Source organism: Campylobacter showae (genome assembly GCF_004803815.1).
GTDB classification, from domain to species: Bacteria; Campylobacterota; Campylobacteria; order Campylobacterales; family Campylobacteraceae; genus Campylobacter_A; species Campylobacter_A showae.
This window is the reverse complement of the sequence record NZ_CP012544.1, coordinates 279808-303794: the sequence shown is the minus strand read 5'-3', so window position 1 is coordinate 303794 and position 23987 is coordinate 279808. Positions and strand designations below refer to the sequence as shown.

The following is a 23987-nucleotide window of genomic DNA, read 5'->3' as shown; positions in this document are numbered from 1 at the left end:
ATAGCCTGCGGAGCGAAAATTTTGCGAAATCTCGGAAAAGCACTCGCGAGACGAGCCGTTATTTCCACAAAAGATAGACCCTTTCGTCGTATATATCGCTACTCTTTGGACTAACCTCCACCTCCGTCACCTCCACGTTTTGCACGTCATTTTTGGCTTTTAGCGCGCTGGCGTCTTCTTCAAATTTCGCCATCAGCTCCTCGATCTGCGCGTTTAGCTGGGCGACTTCTTGCTCGCTTAGTTTGACGTCGCTACGCTCTTTTAGCACACTATTTGCCGAGCGCGCGGAGGTCGCAACTTTGCCGATGTTTCCGCTACTTAGCAGCCCCTTGCCAAATATCGCGCCCAAAATGCTCGCACCCACCGAGATTGCGGTCTCGATGCCTTTGCTTTTAAAGTCTCGCTGCTCTTTTTCCAGCTTTGCCACCGAGCGGTTTAGCTTCTCTTCTAGGCGCGCTTTTTGTTTGTCAAACTCAGCCGTGAGCTTAGCAGTTTGCGCCTCTAAAATTTCGTTGCATTTATCGGCCAAACGGACGTAAAACTCCTCCTTGCTCTCGTTTGGCGCCGAGCTTAAATTTAGCGCGCTAAAGAGCCTAAGCTTGTAGTTTCTATAGATAAATTCTTTGAAATTTTTGGTTAGCTCTTTGAAATTTTTAGCTCCCGCGACAAAGCCCGGCAGCGGCGCGTAGGATAGTTTAAAATTTGGCTCCGAAACCGCGGTAAAATGCATATTTTCGCTAGCTTCGCTCCAGTCGGCGCTTTTTTGAGCTTCATCCAGCCTTAGCGTGAAATTTACCTCGCGAACCTCGTCAAGCCCCTTTTTAGCGTCGTAAAATCGTACTTTGGCTTCACCGTAAAGATACCCCTCCAGCTCGCCGCCCTCCTGCAAATTTGAACTCGCGGCGTAAATTTGAGCGATATCGGGCGATAGCACGGGCTTAGCAGCAAAGCTTTTTGCCGGGCTTGATCCGCTAAAATTTGACCCACTCTTTTGCTCTTTCATCAAATTTGAAATCTGCTCGCGGCTAAGCGGTCCTTTGAGATAGCTCAGGGCCCAGCGCGTCGAGATGACAGACAGCCCGTCCTCGTGGATGTTTTTTAGTAGGAAGTTGCGCTTTTGCAAATTTGAGATGAGATTTTCTATCTCGCCTTTATCCATCGCAGAGCCCGCAAGCCCCGTCATACCGTCGATCACGCGCGCCTTGTCCTGCGCGGTTTGCAAGCGACCGATAAACCACGTGCCGATGTTGCTAAGGCCCTTGTAGTCAAGATCGACCGGGTTTTGAGTGCTAAGTATCACGCCAAGGCCGTGCGCGCGGGCTTGTTTTAGTAGAGTTAGCATCGGGGTTTTGGACGGCGGATTGCCGTTTGGCGGGAAAAATCCAAAAATCTCGTCCATATAAAGCACCGCGCGAAGCGAGCTCGTACCCTCGGTCTTGCGTATCCACGCGATGATTTCATTTAGCAGCAGCGTCACGAAAAACATCCTCTCGCCGTCTTTTAGGTGCGAGATGGTAAAGATATTGCACTTTGCCTTGCCGTTTGCGTTAAAAAGCATTTTTGAAATATCGAGTCGCTCGCCGCTCAGCCACGCGCGAAAATCAGGGCTTGCAAGCAGCGTGTTGATCTTAACCGCTAGTTTCATACGCTCGGAGCTCGGATAAAATTTCTCCACGTCAAATACGCCGATCTTAGCAAACGGAGGCGTCGCGATAAAGCCGATGAGCTCCTCTAGGCTCACGTCCGCGCCCTGGCTAAATTTATCTATAAAGATGTTCGAAATGAGCAGGTGTTCTTTTGAGTTTACGTCGTTTTCTATGCCCACGAGCGAGAGCACGGAGCTAGCCAGGGAGCCTACGTACTCGCTAAACTCCTCGCTGCCTGCGTCTAAATTCGGACGGGCAAAATCCCCGAGCAACGCCACGCCGACGCCGCTACTGCTCTTTGGAGTATAAATTTTTAGCTCGGCGCTATCTTTAAAAAGCCCCACGCGCTCTAGACTTTGAAACGAGCCTTCGATGCCTTTTGTCCACGTCTGTGCTTCGCTAGCGGCAAACTCATCCGCGCTCATGCCTTTGTTTTGCGCTTCGTTTTCATCGACATATGGTACAAAATCCTGCGCGCGCATCTGCGGGAACGCCAAAGCGAGGTTTGTCATATCGCCCTTTGGATCGATTATAAAGGTCGGGATATTATCGATGCAGGCTTCTTCTAGGATGCCGATGCCAAGGCCTGTTTTACCGCTACCGGTCATGCCGATGATGGCTGCATGCGTCGTGAGGTCTTTGTTTTTGTAAAAAAACGGCTCTTTGTCTTTGAGGCCGACGTAAAATAGCTTTAAATTTTCTTGAATAGTTTTCATAAAATTTCCTTGTAGATTTTGGGCTATTTTACTGATTTTTGTTTAAATTTCGGGTGAAGCTGCGGGGTAAATTTGAAATCGAAGCGGGTAAAATTTTAAAAAGGTAAGCACGATGCTCGCCTTTTTATTTTGCGTTAAATTTATTGGTAGGTTTTTAGCTGCTCTTTTAGCTCTTCGAGAGTTTCTATTACGCGTCTTTTGGCAAATTTCGCTATATCTTCGCCTGCGCCGTCTTTATCGGCTAGCTCGCAACAATATCTCATCGCACCTTTATATCTTAACGCAGCGACCAATTTTAGATTAGTGTCTATTTCTATATTTTTATTAGAGTCGCTAGCCTCATCTAGTATGCTTAGCTCAAATTTAGCATTTATAGGCTCACCCTCTTTAAACTCGCCGTCATCCAAGCTAACGACGCCTAGGCCGCCTCTTGAGATATCGTATAGATTGCCGCTTATTTCGCTACCGTTTTGCGTCAAGATCACTCTAGTATAGCGATCGGGATAAACGCGCTGATGTTTTCTTAGGTTTGCGTGCAGATTTTGCATATACGTGAAATTTTGTAGAGTAACGGTCAAATTTGCAAGATCAAATCCGATGATATCCGCCCTTAAATTTTCGGAAAAATATTCATCGCGTACGATATAGGCGTTTTGTTCCTCTTTCATGGCCAAAATTTGCTCTAATGCTACCTTGCAGACGACCGTATCGTCTTCTACATGCTCTACTTCGCCCATGCACTCGACTTTTACGCCGTTGTAAAGATTTAGAAAGTGCACCTGGCGGTTATCGTTTCGTACTCTGGCAAATACGGTCACTGCGTCCTCGCGCATAAAAGAGCTGTCGTTATACGTACTGTTCATCTGAAATATGATTCCTTCCGAATAAAGTTTAAAACTAGATTATAGTAAAAAATCCTTATTTTTTCATTTAAGTACTGATATTTTGTATTAAACTTAATGTCGTTTTGATGTAAAGATGTAGAAAAGAAGCACTAAGGGCGAGAGCTCGCCCTTAAATTTGGATAATTATAGTTTGTCTGCGTTGTGAGATAGGTAGTCTGCGACGCCTGCGGTATCGGCTTTCATGCCTTTATCGCCTTTGTTCCAGCCGGCAGGGCAAACCTCTCCGTGTTCGTTCGTAAATAGCATCGTATCGACCATTCTTATCATCTCGTCGATGTTTCTTCCAAGCGGAAGGTCGTTGATAACCGCATGGCGAACGGTGCCGTCTTTATCAAGCAAGAAGCTACCGCGAAGCGCTACGCCCGCATCCTCTAAAAGTACGTCAAAACCGCGAGCGATAGACTTCGTCATATCGGCTACTAGCGGGAAGCGAACTTGGCCGATACCGCCTTTATTTACCGGAGTTTCTTTCCATGCGAAGTGAGAGAATTGGTTGTCTGTTGAAACGCCGATAACTTCGATACCGCGAGCTTTAAATTCGTCGTATCTTTTATCAAACGCGATGATCTCGCTAGGGCAAACGAATGTAAAGTCCATAGGGTAGAAAAATACTACCGCGCCTTTCTCGCCGATATTTTTATATAGGTTGAAATCATTTACGATCTGATTGCTTCCTAAAACCGCTGCAGCTGTAAAGTCAGGTGCTTTTTTTGTTACTAACATTTTTTCTCCTTAATAATTTTTATTTGTAGCGAAATTATATCATCTAAATATTAAAAAGAGCTAAAAATTTAACGTTTTCGTTTTAAAATTTAACGAAAAAATTTAATATCAAATTTACTTAGTTTTTGATATTCTTGCGAAAATTTTGACCAAAAAGGATAAAAAATGGCAGTAAAAATAACAGATATTTGCATCAGCTGCGGCTCATGCATCGACGAGTGCCCGACGAGCGCTATCGTAGACGACGCGGATAACCCGACCGGCGAGGACGCATACTACGTCTATGCGGATAAATGCGTCGAGTGCGTAGGATTTAACGACGAGCCGGCATGCGCCTCGGCCTGTCCGACCGACGGCTGCATCGTTTGGGACGCTCCTTATGCAGGACAGCCTTCTCGCGACGAGATAACCGCAGATATGAGAACCGGCGAAACTGCCGTCATCTCGTAAACTCCGCACCTAAGCCCTTTTGCGGGGCTTATTTTGAAATTTAATTTTTTTTTGATATAATCACCGCCTTATAAAAACCACAAAAAGGAAATTTTATGCAACAAACGCTTTCTATTATTAAGCCTGATGCCGTAAAAAAGGGCGTTATCGGAAAAATCATGGATAGATTCGAAAGCAACGGACTAAGAATCGCCGCTATGAAAAAAGTTAAACTAAGCACATGCGACGCAAAAGCTTTCTACGCAGTTCACAAAGACAGACCTTTCTTTAATGATTTGGTTGATTTTATGGTGAGCGGACCGGTCGTAGTTATGGTTCTTGAGGGCGACGATGCGGTAGCTAAAAATCGCGATCTAATGGGCGCAACAAACCCAAAAGAAGCAAAACCGGGCACTATCAGAGCCGACTTTGCAGAGAACATCGACGCAAATGCCGTTCACGGTAGCGACAGCCTAGAAAACGCTAAAAACGAGATCGCATTTTTCTTTGCAACAAGAGAAATTTGCTAAATTTAGGTTAAATTTTGAAAATATCTTTCGCCAAAATCGCAAATAACCAAATGCCGTTCGAGCTAAACTCGGACGGGGTAAATTTTAACGGCGATCTAAAAAGAATAAATCAAAATTTAGTTAGCTGTAAAGGCAAAATCGCAGGCGAGATAGCTCACAACTGCGACCGATGCGGCGAAGATATAAATTTAAAGCTTGATGAAGACGTAAATTTGATATTAAGCGACGGAATTTATAAAGGTAAAGAAGAAAATCTCGACGATGTAGTAGAGTTTTTCGACGGTTTTGTAAATTTAGAAGAAGTATTAACAAGCGAAATAGAAGCTTTTAAGAGCGATTATTTTTATTGTGATAAATGTAAAAATCTATAAAGGAGAATAAAATGGCAGTACCTAAACGAAGAGTAAGTCATACTCGCGCGGCAAAGAGAAGAACGCACTACAAAGTAACGCTTCCCGTTCCCGTAAAAGATAAAGACGGCTCATGGAAAATGCCTCACCGCGTAAATAAAACTACCGGAGAGTATTAATACAAATGACGAGCATTTGCATTGACGCAATGGGCGGCGACTTCGGTCCGCAACCTATTATCGGCGGCGTGATCGAGGCTTTAAAAGAAGTAAAATTCGAAGCCGTTTTGGTAGGCGATACGAAAATTTTAGAAAGCCTCGTTCCGCAAAATTTAAAACAATACGTAAAATTTATTCAAGCCGACGAGGTCGTCTCTATGAGCGACGGCGCCACTGATGCGTTAAAGCGAAAAGAAAGTAGTATTTTTAAGGCTATCGAGCTACTTAAAAATAAACAAACTATGGCCGTAGTTTCGGCAGGACACAGCGGAGCTACGATGAGCCTTGCCACGCTTCGAGTCGGACGACTCAAAAACGTCTCTCGCCCGGCGATAGCGACGCTGATGCCAAACGTAACCGGCGGCAATACGCTAGTTTTGGACGTCGGCGCAAACGTAGACTGCAGGCCGGAGCATCTGTTTCAATTTGCTATAATGGGCGAAGCCTATGCAAAAGAAATTCTAAAAATAAAATCCCCTAAATTAGGGCTTCTTTCAAACGGCGAAGAGAGCAGTAAGGGCAACGAGGCGACGAAAGAAGCCTTTGAAATGATCTCAAAACTTGATAGCTTCGTAGGAAACGCCGAAGGAAATCAAGTCTTTGACGGAAGCGTCGATGTGGTAATTTGCGACGGTTTCGTCGGAAATATCCTACTAAAAACAAGCGAAGGCGTAGCCGACGCCATAACAAAAATCATCAAAAAACACGTTAAAAAATCCCCGGTCGCTATAGCCGGCTCACTTCTCATGAAAAAAGTTTTTAAAACTCTAAAACAGCAAGTTGATTACGACGAATATGGTGGCGCACCGCTACTTGGCGTGAACGGCTGCGTCATAATAAGCCACGGTAAAAGTACCCCAAAAGCTATCAAAAACGCGATATTTCAAGCTCTAAAATTCGCAAACTCCGATATAAATAAAGTCATCGAAGACGAGCTTTCGCACTTCGCAAAATGAAATTACAAAGAAAAATTTAATGCCAAAAGCCTCGCTAATATCCATAGCCGCATACGCTCCGCCTAAAATTTTAACAAATTTCGACCTTGAAAAAATGGTGGAAACCAACGACGAATGGATAGTTAAACGCACCGGCATCAGCCAAAGACGCATAGCGCAGGGCGAAGACACGAGCGAGCTTGGCACGAAAGCGGCAAAGATAGCGCTTGAAAGAGCAAATTTGGCGGCAAAAGATGTCGATGCGGTTATCTGTGCGACAATCTCGCCAGATCACTTTTGTATGCCTTCGACGGCGTGTAAAATCGCTAAAAATTTAGGCATAAATACCATTACGGCATTTGATATAAGCGCGGCATGCACCGGTTTTATTTATCTGCTTGAGCTTGCAAAATCACTAATTGAAAGCGGAAACAAAAAAAACGTATTGATAATCGGAGCCGAAAAACTAAGTAAGATTGTCGACTGGACGGACAGAACGACTTGCATACTATTTGGCGACGGAGCGGGTGCCGCGGTCGTAAGCGCTAACGAAGAAAACGAAATAATCGACGTTCACACCGCAGCCGACGGCAACTACGCGAACCTACTCATAACGCCAGGTGGCGAAGAGAAATTTATCAAGATGTCGGGCAACGAAGTCTTTAAAATCGCCGTCCAGACGCTAACCAAAGACGTCGTAGATATCCTGGAAAAAAATCAAATTTCAAGCGATAAAATCGATCTTTTTATACCTCATCAGGCAAATTTACGCATTATCGAGGCGGTCAAGCAGCGCTTAAATTTTACAAACGAGCAGTGCGTCGTAACCGTAGGAAAATACGGCAACACAAGCTCAGCCTCTATACCTATGGCGATGAATGACGCATACGAAGCGGGCAAGCTTAAAAAAGGCGATTTGCTTTTACTTGACGCATTTGGAGGCGGTTTTACTTGGGGTTCGGCTCTACTTAAATTTGGCGGCGAAACTGCAAATAATTTCTAATCTCGCAGTTAAAATTTAAATCTTACGCTTAAATTTATCAAAACCAAAAATCGATTCCATAATCCTTAGTATAACCACCGCATAGCTTACGATCGACCGATTACACTTGACAAAAAAGCTAAATTTAGCTCGGCAGAGGTATAATACAAAAAATCACGGAAGGCAAAAAATGGTAGTCAGTAAAATCTACGAAATCAACTCTTGCGACGATATGGAGCTGGGCGTTAAACGCTCTACGAAATTAAACTTCAAACTGTGCTACGATGACGATAAGCCGGTTAACGCCATAGTTTTTATAGTGCCTGGATGCGGCGGCGACGTCGATAAAGCATATAGAGACTATCTAGCCGAATTTACCGCCAGAGAATTTAACGTAGCCGTGATCAATGTAGATTATCACCATATCTACAACAGATTAGTTACGGGCGCTAGATACTATATGGACGAATTTGATCAAGAAATTTTAAGAGAAAAATGCCGAGAAATAAACCTGCAACTAGGCGGCGATCTGAGCTCGCTAAAAAATTTCGATAAGCTAAACGGCGTCTTGTCTGCGGTTAGTAACTATATAGACAACAATAAAAATAGCGGAGCATTTCCAAAAGATTTTGTTTTAAATTTATCCCTTACGATTGATCCGGCAAAAGACGAATACCAAAATTTCGGCATTATGCAGGCGCAGGATTTGATAAACGCCCTACTTTTTATAAAGGCAAATGCGCCGTTTAAAGCGATTAAAAATTTAAACGAACTACCAGTCGTCATGATCGGCAGCTCGCATGGAGGTTACCTATCGCATATGGCCGCCAAGATCGCTCCGTGGCTCATAGACGGCGTCATAGATAACAGTAGCTACGCCAAATATCCGCTTAGGATCGTGGGATTTGGTAAGGAGCTTGACTATATGAATCACTGCTGCTCATCAAACGATATGCTTTTTAAACATATAAATTTTTTCATCTCCGACAAGACGCTTTGGACCTTAAAAGATGGCTCCGATAAGAGATTTATGCCCGCACACGAAAAGATACGTTATATTTTAAATTTAGACCACGTAAAAACCCAAAGCAAATATCCAAAGCCGATTTATCTAAGCTATCACTATGCCGGAGACGACATCGCTCCTATCGCTGATAAATCAGAACTTTATAGCGAATTTAACGCATGCGGCATAGACGCGACATTAAAAATAATAAAAGATGAAAGCGAGCTCGACGGCAAATTTATCAAATCGTTAACTCACGGCTTTGATATGTCCATCAAAACGCTGATCTCAAAAGAGCTTCCGCCGATGTTAGCCAAGATCGCAGCTCGCCCTAAACAACCTTGCGAGGATAAAAGCATAACCTATATCTCGGAAAATTTAGAGTATAAATTTTTTGAATCTAACGATAAAATCAATCTACAAGTTTCAAAAATATGGCAAAACGGCACAGTAGTTAAAAAAACGTATAAAATCCACTCCTGCGACGATACCGAGCTTAATATAAAGCGCGAAAGCCTGCTAGAGTTTAACCTTTGCTTTGATACCAAAAAGCCGATCACATCAATAGTTTTTATAATCCCCGGCTACGGAGGAGACGCAGACAGCAACTACCGCGAGCACTTAGCGCAGTTTGTCGCGAGCGAATTTAGCGTAGCCGTAGTAGGCGTAAACTACCACTGTATCGGCGATAGACCGCAAACAGGAGCGACGATATTTTTTGACGATTTAGATAGATCGATATTAAAAAAAGAATGCGCCAGGTGCGGCATAGAGCTCCTGGAAAATTTAAGCGTAATCGATACGCAAACCCTACTTGATATCGACAATCTAATAGATGCAAGAAAACGCGATAAGACAGCACCTCAAGACTTGTCGCTTAAACTATCAATTTCTCTTCAACCGACTAAAAACGAATATCAAAATTTCGGCATTATGCAGGCGCAGGATTTGATCAATGCGCTACTTTTCGTAAAAGCCAACACTCCTTTTGAGTGCACAACCGACATAAACGACCTACCAGTTGTCATGATCGGCAGCTCGCACGGAGGCTATCTATCGCATATGGCCGCCAAAATCGCCCCATGGCTCATAGACGGCGTCATAGATAATAGTAGCTACGCGCTAGCGCACTGGCCTTTTATCGGCTTTGGCAAAGAGATAGATTACATGAAATATTACAGCGGTTACACCAGCGAATGCTATCACAATATCGAGCTTTATTTATTCGACAAGACGCATTGGACGCTAGACAAGGCTTCGCCGGCTTATTTTTCCAAGTCGAGGAAATATATAAGAGAAATTCTAATGCCGCAACACCTCAAAGTCCAAAGCGGCTATAAAAAGCAAATTTACACGAGCTATCATTACGCTTATGACGATTTTTACGCTCCGGCTAGCGAAAAACAACGACTCTACGACGAACTAAAAAATTTAGGCTACGACGCTACTCTAAATATAATAGAAAATGGAAGTCAGCTTGACGGTAAATTTATCAAAACGCTAACGCACGGTTTAGATATGTCGATAAAAACGCTAATCTCAAAAGAGCTTCCGCCGATGCTGGCTAAAATCACAGCTCGACCGAAACAGCCTTGCGAGGATAAAAGCATAAGTTACGTTTCAGACGATTTAGAGTATAAATTTTTTGAAGCGAACGACAAGATAAATTTAGAGATAAAAGAACAAAATCTACCGCAGCAAAATCATGATAATAAATAAAACATACGAGATCCCATCCTGCGACGATGTAGAGCTTGGCCTAAAGCGAGATTCGCTACTTGAGTTTAAGCTCTGCTACGACGATGAAAAGCCGGCTAGAGCCCTAGTTTTCATAGTGCCTGGGCTTGGCGGCGACGCGAACGAAAACTATAGAGAGCATTTAGCGCAGTTCGTAGCGAGCGAATTTGAGGTAGCGGTAGCTAGCGTAAACTACCACTGTATCGGCAGCAGACCGCAGACGGGGGCGAAGTATTTTTTAAACGATTTAGACAAAATAATCCTTAAAAACAAATGCTCTAAAATCGGTATAGAAATCCCAAACGATATCAGCTACGGCGAACTTTCGGTGCTAGATGCCTATCTGGGCAATATAAAATCAAGCGGCGGTTTGCCGAGCGATTTTAAATTAGAAATATCCGTCACGTTGCAACCGACCAAAAACGAATATCAAAATTTCGGCGTTATGCAGGCCCAAGACGTGATAAATGCAGCGCTTTTTATCAAGGCAGATCCGCCGTTTAAATCCGCGACCGATATAAACGAGCTGCCAGTTGTCCTAGTCGGCAGTTCGCACGGCGCATACATAAACGCCTTAGCGGCCAAATTTGCGCCGTGGCTCGTGGACGGCCTCATCGACAACAGTAGCTACGCGAAGCTAAACTGGGAGCTCATAGGCCTAGGTAAAGAGGCGGATTATCTCAAATTTCGCGAATACTCGACCGATATATATTTTAAAAATATCAAAATTTACGTCTTTACCAAAACGATGTGGACGCTACTGGATAAATCCTCGCCTCGATATTTCTCGCAAGCGCGCGAAGATATACGAAACGCCCTAGACGCCGCGCACCTAAAAATCCAAAGCGAGTATCCAAAGCCTATCTACGTCGGCTACCACTGCGCCGTAAGCGACCACTGCGCGCCGCCCGAGGAGAAAGTACGGCTCTACGAGGAACTGCAAAAACTCGGCTTTGACGCGACCTTGCATATGATAAAAGACGAGAGCGAGCTTGACGGTAGGTTTCTCAAAAAGTTAACGCACGGCCTAGAGATGTCTATCAAGCTTTTGATCGCCAAGGAGCTTCCGCCGATGTTAGAAAAGATAGCCTCCCGCGAAAAGCAAATTTGCAAAAACAAAAGCATAGCCTATCGCTCGGACGAGCTGGAATATAAATTTTCAGAGGCAAACGGTAAGATAAATTTGGAGATAAAAAGATAATTTTATTTGTAAAATTTGCGTTTGCTAGGGGCTAATTCGAGCGGCAAAATTTGATAAAAGAAAATTTAAGAGGCAAAAGCTGCGCGACAAGCGCATAAAATTTACGGCGTAATCTTTATCTCAAAAGCGTGTTTATACGCAAATTTGACAAAATTACTCTAAACTAAAAAACCGCCTCATCTTACGCTTCCAGTCGTCTTTTGGTATTTCCGTATCGTTTGGATCGTCGCTCCAAACCTCGTGTTTGTCCTCGAAAAATATCGCAGATCTTTGAGCTTGCGGCATAAATTTCGTCTTGTCCTGCACGGGGATTTTGTTCGCCTGAAAGTACCGCAACAGCTCAAAATAATCATCTCTACTATAGCAATTTACCAAAAAATAATTTCTATTTTTCATCCTGATGACGAAATTTTTACGCAGCAACCATAGCGGTTCGCCGGATTTTTTGAGTTTATAGATTTTAAACGGCAGCGCAAATATCAGATAAACTAAAAGATATCTTATAAAGTCTCTCGTTTTGTTAAAATGCACGCCGATAGAGGACTTTTTATAGAGCTGATACGGGGTAAAAAAGTGAAATCTGCCGTATCTGCTATCAAGCTCGCTGATAACGCAAAAATAGACCTTTTCTACATCTTTTACGAGGGCGATTTTCTCCTCGCTCTCTACTTTGTTTACGTAGACATACTCTATATGATAAATTTGCTCGCTAGAAAATCTAAAAAAGCTCGGTTTTTGTTTAAAAACTCGCGGCGCGAAAACGTATGTATTGTATAGGCAGAATAATAAAAAAGATGCGGGCAAAGCAATAAGATAAATGCGATATAAAAGCCCATAGTCGCTAAAAGCAAATACAAAAACGAGAATCGAGTAAAGTATAATATAATATCCCGCCAAAAAAAGCGCGCCGTAATCGTTTATGATTATCGGATTTTCGTCGTAGTTTCTCAAATTTTCTCCAAATTTCTCTTCATGCAGTCAAATTTAAAATGCATAATAAAAGGCGAGAGAGAGCTAAATTTAACTCGGCAAATTTAGACCGGCTCGCCGTAAAACCAAAGCAAATTTAAGCGACCGACCTCAAGCCAAGCCGCTTAAATTTGAGCAAAAGCAAAATTTGGCGCACCCCAAATTTAAACCCTCGAGTTTAAATTTGCCCGAAACAAATCCAAATTCGCACGGCGCGTCTAGTCAAATTTACCCGTTTTTCCTAGCAAATTCTTTCATAAACTCAGCCAAGGTTCGCACGTTTTCGATACTCACGGCGTTGTAGATAGAGGCCCTGATACCGCCTACGTGACGGTGTCCTTTTAGGCCCAGCATGCCAGCATTTTCTGACTCGGAGATAAAGGCCGCCTCTAGCTCGCGGTTTGCGATGGTAAAGCTAACGTTCATCAGCGAGCGGCTATCTTTTTGCGCGTGACCCTTGTAAAAGCCGCCAGAACCATCGATCGCGCCGTAAAGCAGCGCCGCCTTTTGCTCGTTGATCCGGTTTACGCCCGCCAAGCCGCCCTGCTCCTGCACCCAGCCCAGCGTCAAATTTAGCAGATATATGCCAAATGTCGGAGGCGTGTTGTATAGCGACGCGGCCGACGCGTGCGTGTCGTAGCGAAGCATCGTCGGAGTGCGATCCATGCAGGCTCGCTCGAGCATGTCCTTGCGGATGATGACGACGGTTACGCCGCTTGGGCCGGCATTTTTCTGCGCGCCGCCGTAGAGCAGCCCAACGTCCGTGAAATCAACCGGACGCGAGAAAAAATCGCTTGACGCATCGACGACTAGCGGAGCTTTGGAGCGAGGCAGCTCGCGATACTGCGTGCCGTAGATGGTGTTGTTCGTGCAGACGTAGCCGTATGCGGCGTCATCACTAAATTTAACCTCAGGGATGCGGTCGTAGGAGGTCTCTTTGCTGCTAGCGACCACTTCGTAAGCGATGCCCACGTTTGCGGCCTCTTTGATCGCCTTGCTCGTCCAGACGCCCGTATCGGCGTACTGCGCGACGCCTTTGGCGGCTAAATTTAGCGGTATCATCGCAAACTGCAAATGCGCGCCGCCTTGCAAAAATAGCACGTCATACTCTTCGCCGATACCGTATAACTCGCGCGCCTTTGCCATCGCGCCGTAGTGCACCTCTTCAAAAATCTTGCTTCGGTGGCTGATTTCCATTATCGAAAAGCCCTTGCCCTGATAGTCGGTGAGCTCGTTTTGCGCGCGCTCCAGCACGCTAAGAGGCAGAGCCGAAGGGCCCGCGCTAAAATTTAGTTTTCTATTCATCCAAACTCCTTTCAAATTTGAGCTGATTTTAGCGTGATTTGCGTTAAAAAATCATTTCGCGTCGCAAGGGCGGCGGCAAAAGCACGCAAATTTTACACTTTAAGCTACCTTTTGATACAATTTTTCATATTAAGGAGCGAAATTTGATAGAGATCGAGCGTAAATTTATCCTGCGTGACGCCGCCGTCATAAACGAGCTAAAAGCCCGCGACATCGACGTCCAGCAAAAAGATGTGACGCAAATTTACGTCAAAATCACTCCGCTTGAGGAGATTAGATTTCGCGAGGCTTCTGGCGTTTTTACGATCACGCAAAAATCAGGCGTCGGTCTAGCGCGCGAGGAAAATGAGAGCGAAACGGACGCCAAAAGCTTTAAAAAAGCCCTAAAAAACGCGGTCGCCGCTCCTATAAAAAAGACGAGATTTTTATTTAAGCTTGACGGTGCTGCCTGCAACGTCGATATTTTTCACGGCGCTTTAGAGGGGCTTGTTACTTTTGAGGCCGAGTTTAGCGGCGAGCGCGAGGCGACGGAGTTTAGCCTGCCCGAGTTTATCGCCGCGCACGTAATCAGCGAGGTCACGGAAGACGAACGCTATAAAAATAAAAATTTAGCGCTTTTTGGCCTGCCGCAGGGCGAATTTGACGCACAAAAGAGCATTGAGATTTTACAAAACAGCCCCGAGCTAGAGCTAAATTTACCAAGCTACATCGGCGCGATGGATGCGATGCGGACGGTATTTTTTCAGATTTTTACGGCGCTAAACAAACACCTGAGCGAGTACGCAAGCTCTAGCGATGCCGAGGCGCTGCACCAGATCCGCATAAATTTGCGCAAAACGCGCTCTTTACTTAAAATTTTCACTCCAGTTTTTGACCAAAAAACGGCTTGCTATTTTCTGCTAAATTTTAAAAAACTAGCCGAGCTAACTAACCAAAAGCGCGATATAGACGTTTTTTGCGAGTTTTTACAAAAACAAAAAGGCTTTGAAGGGCTAGCTAGCGAGCTAGAAATTTTAAGCAAAACCCTAGCCAAAAGCGTCCAAGCCGAGCTACAAAGCGACGAAGCGAACGAAATTTTGCGCGACTGGGAGGTAATTTTACGCGAGGGAAGCGACTTTTTTAAAGGCGAGCTAGGAGACGCGCCGATAAAAAAACTCGCGGCAAAATCCATGCGAGCTCAAATTTTACGCCTCAAAAAATCTCTCTCAAATTTGAGCGAAACTACCGAAAACGCGCAGTTTCACAAGTGCCGCATCGAGATAAAAAGACTAAGGTATCTAAGCGAGATTTTTGGCGGCGGTTTTAGCTTTGCTGCAGCTAAAAAATGCTTTAAAAAGAGCAAAATTTTACAAGAAACCTTTGGCTCGCTGCAAGACGCCGATATCTGGCTAGGCCTGCTAGCGCACGTAAAAAGCGGCGCCGAGCAAAAGCGCATAGACAAACTCCAAGCTAAAATTTACAAAAAAATCTACGAGCTGCGAAGCGAAATTTTAGACTCAAAGCCTAAAATTTTAAAAAGCCTCACAAAGCTTTCGCACGGCTTAAAAATCTACTATATCTAAAAGAGAAAAAATGGAAAAACAAGAAAAAATAGTTCAGATGTTTAACGACATCGCGCCCACCTACGACCTGGCAAACCGCGTGCTGAGCATGGGTGCGGACGTGAGCTGGCGCAAGATCGCGTGCAAAACGGTGCTAAGCAATTTCAAAAACTCAAGCGTAAATATCGTCGATGTCGCATGCGGCACGGGCGACATGATGGGCTTTTGGCAAAAGACGGCGGGCGAGTTTAACGTAAAAATCGAAAATCTAATCGGCGTCGATCCCTCAAGCGGAATGCTCGCGGTCGCCAAACAGAAATTCCCCGAGTTTAAATTTATCGAGGCGCTAGCGACGCAAACGACGCTTGATAGCGGCTCGATGGACGTGCTAAGCATCAGCTACGGCATCAGAAACGTAGTCGAGCGCGAGGCCGCGCTAAGAGAGTTTAACAGAGTGCTAAAAACGGGCGGATACGTCGTAGTGCTAGAGTTTACCAAACGTAAAAAAAGCGGGATTTTAACGGGCGCTCGCGACTTTTATCTAAGTAAAATTTTACCTAAAATAGGCGGCTTTATCTCCAAAAATCAAGAAGCCTACGAGTATCTGCCAAGCTCGATCGAGGGCTTTTTAGACGCCAAAAGCTTTGCGGACGAACTCGCTGCCGCAGGCTTTGAGATGCGCCTTTGCAAGAGCTTTTCGATGGATATTTCTACTCTTTTCATCGCGCAAAAGGCCCGTGAGTGCTAAGCGTCAGCGAGCTAAACGAGCAGGCCAAAACGCTGCTTGAGACGACGTTTTCGTACGTCGAGGTAGAGGGCGAGATCTCGCGGCTAGTGAGGCACGGCTCGGGCCACTGGTACTTCACGCTAAAAGACGAAAAGGCCGCGATCTCGGCGGTCATTTATAAATTTAACGCCGCTAAGCTCAAATTTGACGTTGCAGACGGCATAAAGGTCGCTCTCTACGGCAAAATTTCGCTCTACTCGCCAAGCGGCAGCTATCAGTTTATAGCAACTCTCATACGCCCAAGCGGCGAAGGCGAGCTCGAACTTGCCTTTAAACAGCTAAAATCGCGGCTTGAGAGCGAAGGGCTTTTTGATATCTCGCGCAAAAAACCGCTACCCAAATTTCCGCGCAGAATCGCGCTCGTAACATCAAAAACATCAGCCGCGCTGCAAGACATGCTGCGTATCGCTTCGCAGCGCTGGGCGCTAGCGGAAATCATAGTTTTTGATTCGCTAACGCAAGGCGAAACCGCGCCCGCCTCGCTCATACGCGCGCTAAAAAGAGCGGGCGCCAGCGGAGCCAACGCGATCGTGCTGGCGCGAGGAGGCGGCAGCAGAGAGGATCTGTGGTGCTTCAACGACGAAAATCTAGCCCGCGAGATCTACGCGGCGCGCACGCCCGTGATCTCGGCCGTTGGGCACGAGATTGACTACGTGATCAGCGACTTTGCGGCGGACTTTCGCGCTCCGACCCCAAGCGCGGCGATGGCTGCGCTACTGCCCGATGCTGGCGAGCTAATGCAAAGCATAGACAGGCTAAGCGAGGCGGCGGACGCGGCCTTTACGCGCGTTTGGGAGCGTAAATTTAACGCCCTAGCGATGATGAGAGCGAGATTTTCGCAAGCGAGCCTCACGCAAAAAATCGCTCGCAAGGAGCAAATTTTGCTAAATTTACGGCAGGCTTTAGATGCCGCCGTGCAAACTAAGCTGCTCAAATTTGAAAACGCGCTCAAGCTCGCTCGCGCCGCATACGCGCAGCAAGAGTCGTTTTTCGCGCAGATTTCAAATTTCGTCCGAGTGCAAAAGGGCGGCAAAACTGTAAATCTAAGCGAGCTAAAATCCGGCGACCGCATCGCGCTAAGCTCGGTAAACGCAAGCAAAGAAGCGGAAATTTTATAGCCAAATTTGATCTGCGGACGCAGCGATTCAAAATTTTAGTCGGGTTAAAAATTTTTAAGCTAAAAATAGTAAGATAATAACGCAAATCAAAATTTAAAGGAGCGATATGAAAACGAACGTAAAATTTTTACTAGCCGCGTGCGCTGCGATGCTAATAACCGGCTGCGCGACCGAGAGATCTCGCGTAGTCGAAACGCCAAAAGTCCAAACCATAAACACCAACTATCAAGGACAAAAGATAGCCGTCTCGATCGGCCGCTTTAGCAATCAGTCCTCATACCAAAACGGCGTATTTTCAGACGGCGAGGACAGACTAGGCAACCAAGCCCAAACCATCCTCATCTCAAATTTACAGCAAAGCGGACGCTTTTCGGTGCTTGACCGCAGCAACATGCGCGCCATCAAAGAAGAAAGCGCTCTAAGCAAAGAGGCTCAAAACATCAAGGGCGCAAGATACGTCATCACGGGCGACGTGACGGAGTTTGGCCGTAAAACGACTGGCGATCACCAGCTTTTTGGAATACTTGGCAAAGGCAAAACCCAAACCGCCTACGCGAAAGTAAATCTTAACGTCGTGGACGTGAAAAACTCCGAGGTGATCTACTCCACTCAGGGTGCCGGCGAGTATGAACTCTCAAACCGCGAAGTACTGGGCTTTGGCGGAAGCGCTGGGTATGATTCGACGCTAAACGGCAAGGTGCTAAGTCTAGCCATCATCGAGGCCGTAAACAACCTAACGCGCGGGCTTGAAAGCGGCGCCTTTAACGCGAAATAAGGATAAATTTTGCGCTTTAAAACTCTAGCAAATTTCGCGCTCGCCTCCGCCGCCGCCATGCTGCTCTCGGGCTGCGCGGACGACTCTCCTAGGCAGCTATACTACTGGGACGGCGCCTACACGAGCTCGGTCTACGAGTATCTAACCGAAGAGGGCGACGCTGGCGCGCAAATCGCCGCACTCGAGGAGAGTTTGCAAAAAGCCTATCAAAGAGCCGCCAAAGTCCCTCCCGGACTGCACGCGCATCTAGGCCTGCTCTATCTTTCGCAAGGAAACGGGGCGAAATTTAAAGCCTACGTCGAAAAAGAAGCCGAGCTTTACCCTGAGTCGCGCGACTACGCCATGTTTTTGCTAAATCAAAATAGCAAAACTAAGGGCGCGGCAGGCAAAACTGAGGCAAATTTAGGCGAGCAGACGAAGGAAAAACCAGGCGCGAGCGAGTCAAATTCAAATGACAAAAGCTCAAATTTAAGCGAGCAAACGAGCAAGCAAAATTTGAAAAACAAGCAAGCAAAACCAGCCAAAACTAGCAAGACCGCAAAAGGAAGCCAAAATGAAAAATAAAATAAAATCGGCGCTTCTTGGCGCGTTTGCGGTACTATTTCTTGGCGCATGCGCAGGATCGCAGCCCGAGGTTTACGACTATTCGGCGTTTTTACAGACCAAGCCTCGCTCGATCGTAGTCGTGATGCCCACCAGCGACTCGTCTGAGATAAAGGCCTCCGCTGCGGTGCTGGCAAACGCGCTCTATCCGCTTAGCGAGGCTGGGTATTACGTATTTTCGCCCGCGCTCGTAAACGAGACCTTTAAAAACAACGGCATCTACGACGCCGCAGAGATCGCGCAGATCTCTACGTACAAGCTAAAGCAGATATTTGGCGCCGACGCCGCGCTGTATCTAAACGTCGCGGACTACGGCACCTCGTATATGCTCATTAGCAGCGTCACGCGCGTGAGCGTAGCGGCGACTCTAGTCGATCTAAACACCGGCGCCGTGCTCTGGCAAAAGAGTGCGACCGCAGCAAACGACTCGGGCGACAGCGGCGGCAACCTCATCGGTATGCTGGTCTCCGCGCTAGTTAAGCAGATTGCCGACTCGGTCTCGGATGCGAGCTTTGATCTCTCAGCGCGCGCGGACGCGATTTTGTTTAGCACCGATTGCCGAGACTGCTTGCTCTACGGCCCGTATTCGCCGCATTACGGCCAGGATAGGCAGCTTGGCGGCGGCAGATAAATTTTAAAAAGGACGAAAATGAAACTAGCCGAGGCGCTGATACTGCGCGCCGACATACAAAAACGCATCGAGCAGCTAAAATCAAGGCTTGCGGACAACGCAAAGGTGCAAGAGGGCGAGAATCCTAGCGAAGAGCCAAAGGCGCTGCTAGCCGAGCTAGACGCGCTCACAAGCGAGCTTGAGCGATTAATCGTTCGGATAAATTTAACCAACTGTACCGCAAAAGCGGACGGCAAGAGCCTAACCGAGCTAATCGCCAAGCGCGACGTACTTACGCTAAAAGCAGGAGCATTGCGAGCTTTCGCGCAAGCTGCCGCTCAAAAAGTGGAAATTTATTCGCGCAGCGAGATTAAAATTTTAAGCACGGTCGACGTCGCGGCGCTGCAAAAGCAGGTGGATGAGCTAGCTAAACAGATCAGGCAGCTTGATACGACGCTGCAAGGCGCGAACTGGCAGACCGAGCTGATCGAAAGCTAAAACCGTTAAATTTAAAATTTCGGGTAAGTATCGCAAGAGGCGAGTACGAAACTCACCTGCAAAGCAGGTTTATGGCAGCGCTCGCGGAAACGGGCGCACCCCTTTTACGATTTATTTTCAGTAAATTTACAGAGGCAATGTAACTACGCAATGTAACTACCGCGTACTGATCTAGCGATACCGAGGGCGGGAACGGGGAAATTTAAAACGAAATTTTGATTTTACGGCGCGGTTTGCGGGCTTGCGACGAAATCTAGCGGCGATTTGGGCGGGCTTGACGCTCAAATTTTACGTTAAATTAAGGCGCGCTTGCTATTTTGTATTTTAACCGCGAGCGTCAAATTTTACAAAAATCATAAAATTTAGCCAAATTTAAAGGATGAAATTTGAAATTTAAAACCCTTGCGCTAGCGGCCGCATTTTTCTTTGCGACCGGCATAAATGCGGAGCTCGCGACAGATACGAATTCCGTAAATTTTAGAAAAACGAGCGGCGCGGAGCTAAATCTCGCGGACGTAAAAGACGCCAAATTTCAAAACGCGCATTTTAAAAGCACAGATACCGCAGCGCACGGCACAAACTCAAACTCATCGCAAAAAGCAACCCTCATCGACGAAGCTAAAAATTTCTACCGCGTGGACGAGCTGCTGTTTCGCAGCGCTCAGCTTGACGGGAGCGACGCCGCGAAGCTGCACGAGCTTGGCATCAAAAGCATCGTAAATCTGCGCCATTTTAGCAGAGGCGGCGACAGAAGGGCGTTTGGCGATCAATTTTGGCTCGCAAGCAAGCCGCTTCAAAGCTGGGAGATAAAACCCGCGCAAATAGCGGACGTCTTGCGCACCATTCGCGAGCGCCAAAAGGAGGGCGCCGTGCTCGTGCACTGCTATCACGGAGCCGATCGCACGGGCCTTGTGGTGGCGATGTACCGCGTGATCTATCAGGGCTGGAGCTTGGATGCCGCGCGCAGCGAGATGATAGACGGCGGATACGGCTTTCACTCCATGTGGCAGGATATCGCGGGCTTTTTGACGCCGCAAAACGAAGCGCTCGTAAGAGTCGAGCTTGGAATTTAGACGAAACGCCCGTTAGGTCAAACGGCGGCTAAATTTGCAAATTCGAAGCGCGTGAGTTTGATTTAACAAAAGCTTGAGCGGCTTTAAAATTGACTAGAGCCCGGCGAGTTTAAATTTTGGCAGGCTTAAATTTAAAGGCAAACTACTGCGGCTAGCTATTGTAGCGGAGATATTTGCGGGATGAGCCGCGGCGAGTCTAAATTTTACGGCGACAGGGTTTGCAAGCTCGAAAACGGGCTTAAATTTAGCGCGCCGTTTGCGCTATAAAATTCTCGTTTTAAAATTTCAAAAACAGAGACTACGAATGATACATCACTTTGCGGATCTGCTAGATCGAAAGGACGATTACTGGGCGATGGTGCCCAACCGCGAGCGTTTCGCATTCGCGCTAAACGGTCCCGTGGCGGATAAGCAGAGCTTGCAGATCGCTACAATAGTGGCGGATACTCCTTTTTGGGAGCAGATTTTTGAGTGTGGGGATCTGCAGGAGCTTACCCTACATCTTCCGAGCAAGGAGCAGATCGCTGCGATATCTAGGCTTAGGCAGCTTAAACGTCTGCGCATTATGAGAGTTCAAGTGAAAAATACCAACTTTCTCGCCGAACTGCCGCTTTTGCAGGAGCTCGTTTTGGAATACGTCTCGGGATTTTGCGACCTTTCGCCTCTGCGCGAGCTGAAAAGCTTAAGATCGGCGCATTTTGAAAATTTACGCAGAGTGAGCGATTTTTCTGGACTTAGCGGCATAGCCTCGCTGCGATATCTGTGTATCAACGGCACGCTAGATTGGGATCAGCCGATTGCAGATTTCGAGTTTCTCAAAGGCCTAACGGGCCTTGAAGTGCTAAAACTAACCTGGGTGAAGTGCAAAGCCCCATATCCGGCGCTTTTGCCGTTCGCCGCTCTTGAAAATCTAAAAAAGATAAGTCTGTATCCGCACGCCTTTGCGCTAGAGGAGTATGCGCTTGCGCAGCTTATTTGCGAGGGGGTAGAGGGCGCGCAAATGCCGCTTGCGGTGGAGTTTAAAGATACCGGTTACGTATATTTTCTAGGGCGAGGCTCGGGATACACCAAAATGGGGGCGAAAAACGAGCTGCAAAGACGCGCGGAATTTGAGCAAAAATTTGAGGCATGCAAGCAAAAGGCGCGGGAAATTTTAAATTTATAGGTATCGCTAAAATTTTACTCTTTGCGGCGAGCTAAATTTAAAACTGTAAATTTCTGCAAAAAAGCAAAGAAATTGCAAAATAGTAAAATATAGGTCGTAAAATTTTACGTATTTTTCTACTTAAAATTCTCATACCCTTTTTCAAATATGCGCTCATATCGCTGCGGCGCGCGTATCGCAATCAAGTCGGCTAAATTTTAAAAGCCCAATTTGCGCTTGCGGCGACTGGGCGCGTAAAACGCCGCAAATATCAGACAAAATATCCGTAAATTTAGCCAAAACGCAGTAAAATTCGAGCGGCAAATTTAGCAAAAGGAGCGATCGTGGAAAATTTATTGTTAGCGCAGCTTCGTGAGGCGCTACCGCAGGGCATGCGCGTGCCGAGCGAACTTGAGGCGCTTTATACGTGGATCGAGGCAAACGGCTTTTATGACGACGTTGGCGGGCGCAGACGCGGCTATCTCTACCCGCAGGATCGGCTGCAGCAGAGCTGGAGCGACGATGAGCGCGAGGGCGGCACGGATATCGTATTTTTCACGGATGAGCCGAAAAATCGCGACGAGGAGTTAAGGTATTGGTTTTACGGCGAGGATCGCGAGCTTGCAGCGGAGATCAAACAGCGGCTTTGCGTGTTCGCAGGCAGCGGCTCGGAGGGCTCGATGTGCGCGCTGTGGCTGGACGATGCAGGGGAAACAAAGATCGTGCATATGGGCTCCGGCTCAGGCTCGACGATGACCTGCGTTTTGGCTCGCAGCGGACTTGATTTTTTGCGGTTACTTGCGATAGGATACGACGAGATCTGCTGGGATGAGGATTTTAGCGCGCCACCAAACAGCGAGAATGACGACTTTATCGTGCATCCAAACCTGAAATTTCAGCAGTGGGTAACGGAGACGTTTAAAACGACGATCCCGCAGACCGCGCTTGAGCTCGTCACTCCCGCGCATTTGGACGACGAGAACCCGAGCGATGAGTTTTTGATCTGGGTAAATCGCGTCGCGGAGTGAGGTTTAGTATAAATTTAAGGCAGGTTAAAACGCAAAATGTCGCCGCTTTTAGCGCCGCCAAGCACTCGCAAGCGTAACTTATTCTTGGCAAAAGCTCGCTTGCAGGATCAAAAACAGCGGCAAATTTTATCGGCATAATCCCGAATTTAATTCATTATAAAGCTATAAACGAGAGAAAATTTAGCTCGCCAAAAAAAGCGAGCCAAAAGCCTAATGGCGGCAGTTTTTGCAGTCCTTTACAGTCACTAGTACATTCATCTTTTCGATGAAATTTCCGAGCTTTCTCTCCAGATTTTCCTTGTATTCGCTCAGCGCCTCGCAGAAATTATAGTCCTCGACGTGTCCGCAGCTCTCGCATACGACGTGGATGTGCGGGTAGCTAAAGATGTCGTAGCGCGCCTTTTGGTTTGGCATATTGACCTCGACGACGAGCCCCTCGTCTTTGAGCATATTTAGGTTTTTATACACCGTCGCAAGCGATACGGACGGGTTTTCGGCGCAGATCTCTTCGTAAAGCTCATCGATCGTCGGGTGCGTGTGACGGTCGAGGATCTTGAGCACGCTGAGGCGCTGCGGGGTGGCTTTGAGCCCGTGATTTTTGAGAAGTTCCATATAGTTCATAGTTTTTCCTGATATTTTTTGCTAAATATACAAAAATTTTATTTAAAACTTCTTTATAGTTGGTAATATAAATTATTATTTACTAAAATTTGTGTCACTTGTAGTCAAGTTTATGCTTTTTGCGAGTTTAAGCACTATACTCAAGGTAAATTTTAGACCTTGGGGCTTAAATTTGAATGCGATTTAAATTTGGCGCTTTGCTCGCCGAATTTAAATAAAAAGCCGACTTTTAATGTGGCGTAAATTTTGTTATCGATCGTTGCAACCGAACGCCGCTTATCATCGCTACCGTAAAATTTATTTTTTGTCGGTTGCGGCGATATCACAACGTTTTAGATACGGCTACGTTTTTCAAGCAAAGGCGTAAAAATAGTTTTCGCTAATTGCGATTTTAAATTTAAACAAGCTTCTGTGCCTTGCTGCACGGCTAAATTTACGAGCAAAAATCTACTTAAATTTTACCTTTTTGATATAATCCGCGTCCAATCAAGCACCGGCGCCAAATTTAAGCATTATAAACGGCAAAAAACGAAAGTC

24 protein-coding genes and 1 pseudogene are annotated in these 23987 nt (G+C 46.3%); 19 read left to right on the top strand and 6 right to left on the bottom strand.

All coding sequences use genetic code 11. The features are described from left to right. Window positions 1-58: 58 nt before the first annotated feature. The 3 genes from CSHOW_RS01525 to CSHOW_RS01515 all read right to left on the bottom strand — a co-directional run bounded on the left by CSHOW_RS01525 (window position 59) and on the right by CSHOW_RS01515 (window position 3990). On the bottom strand, window positions 59-2362 hold the full coding sequence (locus CSHOW_RS01525) for an ATP-binding protein (RefSeq protein WP_002947345.1): 2304 nt from the start codon (window positions 2360-2362) through the stop codon (window positions 59-61). A 140-nt stretch (window positions 2363-2502) separates the two neighbouring features. Then, window positions 2503-3225, bottom strand: a complete 723-nt coding sequence (locus tag CSHOW_RS01520; protein WP_002947344.1) for a PilZ domain-containing protein — start codon at window positions 3223-3225, stop codon at window positions 2503-2505. Window positions 3226-3390: 165 nt separating this feature from the next. Further along, a complete protein-coding gene (locus tag CSHOW_RS01515) occupies window positions 3391-3990 on the bottom strand; it encodes a peroxiredoxin (RefSeq protein WP_002947343.1) in 600 nt (199 codons plus the stop codon). A 165-nt stretch (window positions 3991-4155) separates the two neighbouring features. Between CSHOW_RS01515 and CSHOW_RS01510 the strand changes: the two genes are divergently transcribed. The 9 genes and pseudogenes from CSHOW_RS01510 to CSHOW_RS01470 all read left to right on the top strand — a co-directional run bounded on the left by CSHOW_RS01510 (window position 4156) and on the right by CSHOW_RS01470 (window position 11378). After that, window positions 4156-4440: a DUF362 domain-containing protein gene (locus CSHOW_RS01510; RefSeq protein ID WP_002947341.1), complete on the top strand. Its 285-nt coding sequence runs from the start codon at window positions 4156-4158 to the stop codon at window positions 4438-4440. A gap of 95 nt (window positions 4441-4535) precedes the next feature. Continuing rightward, the gene (ndk, locus tag CSHOW_RS01505) at window positions 4536-4949 is read left to right on the top strand and encodes a nucleoside-diphosphate kinase (protein ID WP_002947340.1); all 414 of its coding nucleotides are present in this window, start codon (window positions 4536-4538) and stop codon (window positions 4947-4949) included. A gap of 14 nt (window positions 4950-4963) precedes the next feature. Further along, window positions 4964-5320, top strand: a complete 357-nt coding sequence (locus CSHOW_RS01500; protein ID WP_002947339.1) for a YceD family protein — start codon at window positions 4964-4966, stop codon at window positions 5318-5320. 11 nt (window positions 5321-5331) lie between these two features. Further along, window positions 5332-5478, top strand: coding sequence for a 50S ribosomal protein L32 (gene rpmF / locus CSHOW_RS01495; protein ID WP_002943740.1), 147 nt, complete (start codon window positions 5332-5334; stop codon window positions 5476-5478). 5 nt (window positions 5479-5483) lie between these two features. Continuing rightward, window positions 5484-6473 (top strand): phosphate acyltransferase PlsX, encoded by a 990-nt coding sequence (plsX, locus tag CSHOW_RS01490; RefSeq protein WP_002952384.1) that lies wholly within the window; start codon window positions 5484-5486, stop codon window positions 6471-6473. A gap of 19 nt (window positions 6474-6492) precedes the next feature. Further along, window positions 6493-7455, top strand: a complete 963-nt coding sequence (locus tag CSHOW_RS01485; protein ID WP_002947335.1) for a beta-ketoacyl-ACP synthase III — start codon at window positions 6493-6495, stop codon at window positions 7453-7455. 169 nt (window positions 7456-7624) lie between these two features. Then, a pseudogene (locus tag CSHOW_RS01480) lies at window positions 7625-8854 on the top strand (DUF2920 family protein); the annotation flags it as partial. Between the two features lie 18 nt (window positions 8855-8872). Next, entirely contained in the window at window positions 8873-10159 is a 1287-nt protein-coding gene (locus CSHOW_RS01475) for a DUF2920 family protein (protein WP_171992831.1), read from the top strand. Further along, window positions 10146-11378, top strand: coding sequence for a DUF2920 family protein (locus tag CSHOW_RS01470; RefSeq protein WP_002947333.1), 1233 nt, complete (start codon window positions 10146-10148; stop codon window positions 11376-11378). Before CSHOW_RS01475 ends, CSHOW_RS01470 begins: the two co-directional genes overlap by 14 nt. Before the next feature lie 153 nt (window positions 11379-11531). On the opposite strand, the gene CSHOW_RS01465 is transcribed toward CSHOW_RS01470, so the two are convergent. Both CSHOW_RS01465 and serC read right to left on the bottom strand, forming a co-directional pair. Beyond that, window positions 11532-12329: a hypothetical protein gene (locus CSHOW_RS01465; RefSeq protein ID WP_002947332.1), complete on the bottom strand. Its 798-nt coding sequence runs from the start codon at window positions 12327-12329 to the stop codon at window positions 11532-11534. 246 nt (window positions 12330-12575) lie between these two features. Next, on the bottom strand, window positions 12576-13652 hold the full coding sequence (serC, locus tag CSHOW_RS01460) for a 3-phosphoserine/phosphohydroxythreonine transaminase (RefSeq protein ID WP_002947330.1): 1077 nt from the start codon (window positions 13650-13652) through the stop codon (window positions 12576-12578). A gap of 143 nt (window positions 13653-13795) precedes the next feature. On the opposite strand from serC, the gene CSHOW_RS01455 reads away from it, so the two are divergent. From CSHOW_RS01455 to CSHOW_RS01410, 10 genes are all read left to right on the top strand, one after another. Continuing rightward, window positions 13796-15214, top strand: a complete 1419-nt coding sequence (locus CSHOW_RS01455; protein ID WP_002947325.1) for a CYTH and CHAD domain-containing protein — start codon at window positions 13796-13798, stop codon at window positions 15212-15214. Window positions 15215-15224: 10 nt separating this feature from the next. Beyond that, entirely contained in the window at window positions 15225-15941 is a 717-nt protein-coding gene (ubiE, locus tag CSHOW_RS01450) for a bifunctional demethylmenaquinone methyltransferase/2-methoxy-6-polyprenyl-1,4-benzoquinol methylase UbiE (protein WP_002947323.1), read from the top strand. Then, window positions 15935-17098: an exodeoxyribonuclease VII large subunit gene (gene xseA / locus CSHOW_RS01445; protein ID WP_002947321.1), complete on the top strand. Its 1164-nt coding sequence runs from the start codon at window positions 15935-15937 to the stop codon at window positions 17096-17098. The genes ubiE and xseA overlap by 7 nt, the downstream gene beginning before the upstream one ends. A gap of 106 nt (window positions 17099-17204) precedes the next feature. After that, window positions 17205-17873, top strand: a complete 669-nt coding sequence (locus CSHOW_RS01440; RefSeq protein ID WP_002947319.1) for a CsgG/HfaB family protein — start codon at window positions 17205-17207, stop codon at window positions 17871-17873. A 9-nt stretch (window positions 17874-17882) separates the two neighbouring features. Then, window positions 17883-18437, top strand: coding sequence for a DUF4810 domain-containing protein (locus CSHOW_RS01435; protein WP_002947315.1), 555 nt, complete (start codon window positions 17883-17885; stop codon window positions 18435-18437). After that, complete coding sequence (locus CSHOW_RS01430) at window positions 18427-19107, top strand: DUF799 domain-containing protein (protein ID WP_002947313.1); 681 nt, start codon at window positions 18427-18429, stop codon at window positions 19105-19107. Before CSHOW_RS01435 ends, CSHOW_RS01430 begins: the two co-directional genes overlap by 11 nt. A gap of 18 nt (window positions 19108-19125) precedes the next feature. After that, window positions 19126-19584 (top strand): DIP1984 family protein, encoded by a 459-nt coding sequence (locus CSHOW_RS01425; RefSeq protein ID WP_002947312.1) that lies wholly within the window; start codon window positions 19126-19128, stop codon window positions 19582-19584. Window positions 19585-19970: 386 nt separating this feature from the next. After that, on the top strand, window positions 19971-20657 hold the full coding sequence (locus CSHOW_RS01420) for a tyrosine-protein phosphatase (protein ID WP_002947311.1): 687 nt from the start codon (window positions 19971-19973) through the stop codon (window positions 20655-20657). A gap of 304 nt (window positions 20658-20961) precedes the next feature. After that, complete coding sequence (locus tag CSHOW_RS01415) at window positions 20962-21822, top strand: leucine-rich repeat domain-containing protein (protein WP_039895121.1); 861 nt, start codon at window positions 20962-20964, stop codon at window positions 21820-21822. 323 nt (window positions 21823-22145) lie between these two features. Next, a complete protein-coding gene (locus CSHOW_RS01410; RefSeq protein WP_002947301.1) occupies window positions 22146-22829 on the top strand; it encodes a hypothetical protein in 684 nt (227 codons plus the stop codon). A gap of 210 nt (window positions 22830-23039) precedes the next feature. Here the strand turns inward: CSHOW_RS01410 and CSHOW_RS01405 are convergent, their stop codons facing one another. Continuing rightward, complete coding sequence (locus tag CSHOW_RS01405; protein ID WP_002947300.1) at window positions 23040-23450, bottom strand: Fur family transcriptional regulator; 411 nt, start codon at window positions 23448-23450, stop codon at window positions 23040-23042. Window positions 23451-23987 lie beyond the last annotated feature (537 nt).

Bases quoted from the DNA above. Each gene is read 5' to 3' on its own strand.
- CSHOW_RS01525 (WP_002947345.1), bottom strand. From the start codon at position 2,362: ATGAAAACTATTCAAGAAAATTTAAAGCTATTTTACGTCGGCCTCAAA.
- CSHOW_RS01485 (WP_002947335.1), top strand. From the start codon at position 6,493: ATGCCAAAAGCCTCGCTAATATCCATAGCCGCATACGCTCCGCCTAAA.
- CSHOW_RS01425 (WP_002947312.1), top strand. From the start codon at position 19,126: ATGAAACTAGCCGAGGCGCTGATACTGCGCGCCGACATACAAAAACGC.
- CSHOW_RS01415 (WP_039895121.1), top strand. From the start codon at position 20,962: ATGATACATCACTTTGCGGATCTGCTAGATCGAAAGGACGATTACTGG.
- CSHOW_RS01470 (WP_002947333.1), top strand. From the start codon at position 10,146: ATGATAATAAATAAAACATACGAGATCCCATCCTGCGACGATGTAGAG.
- CSHOW_RS01510 (WP_002947341.1), top strand. From the start codon at position 4,156: ATGGCAGTAAAAATAACAGATATTTGCATCAGCTGCGGCTCATGCATC.
- CSHOW_RS01520 (WP_002947344.1), bottom strand. From the start codon at position 3,225: ATGAACAGTACGTATAACGACAGCTCTTTTATGCGCGAGGACGCAGTG.
- CSHOW_RS01515 (WP_002947343.1), bottom strand. From the start codon at position 3,990: ATGTTAGTAACAAAAAAAGCACCTGACTTTACAGCTGCAGCGGTTTTA.
- CSHOW_RS01405 (WP_002947300.1), bottom strand. From the start codon at position 23,450: ATGAACTATATGGAACTTCTCAAAAATCACGGGCTCAAAGCCACCCCG.
- serC (WP_002947330.1), bottom strand. From the start codon at position 13,652: ATGAATAGAAAACTAAATTTTAGCGCGGGCCCTTCGGCTCTGCCTCTT.
- rpmF (WP_002943740.1), top strand. From the start codon at position 5,332: ATGGCAGTACCTAAACGAAGAGTAAGTCATACTCGCGCGGCAAAGAGA.
- CSHOW_RS01430 (WP_002947313.1), top strand. From the start codon at position 18,427: ATGAAAAATAAAATAAAATCGGCGCTTCTTGGCGCGTTTGCGGTACTA.
- ubiE (WP_002947323.1), top strand. From the start codon at position 15,225: ATGGAAAAACAAGAAAAAATAGTTCAGATGTTTAACGACATCGCGCCC.
- ndk (WP_002947340.1), top strand. From the start codon at position 4,536: ATGCAACAAACGCTTTCTATTATTAAGCCTGATGCCGTAAAAAAGGGC.
- CSHOW_RS01440 (WP_002947319.1), top strand. From the start codon at position 17,205: ATGAAAACGAACGTAAAATTTTTACTAGCCGCGTGCGCTGCGATGCTA.
- plsX (WP_002952384.1), top strand. From the start codon at position 5,484: ATGACGAGCATTTGCATTGACGCAATGGGCGGCGACTTCGGTCCGCAA.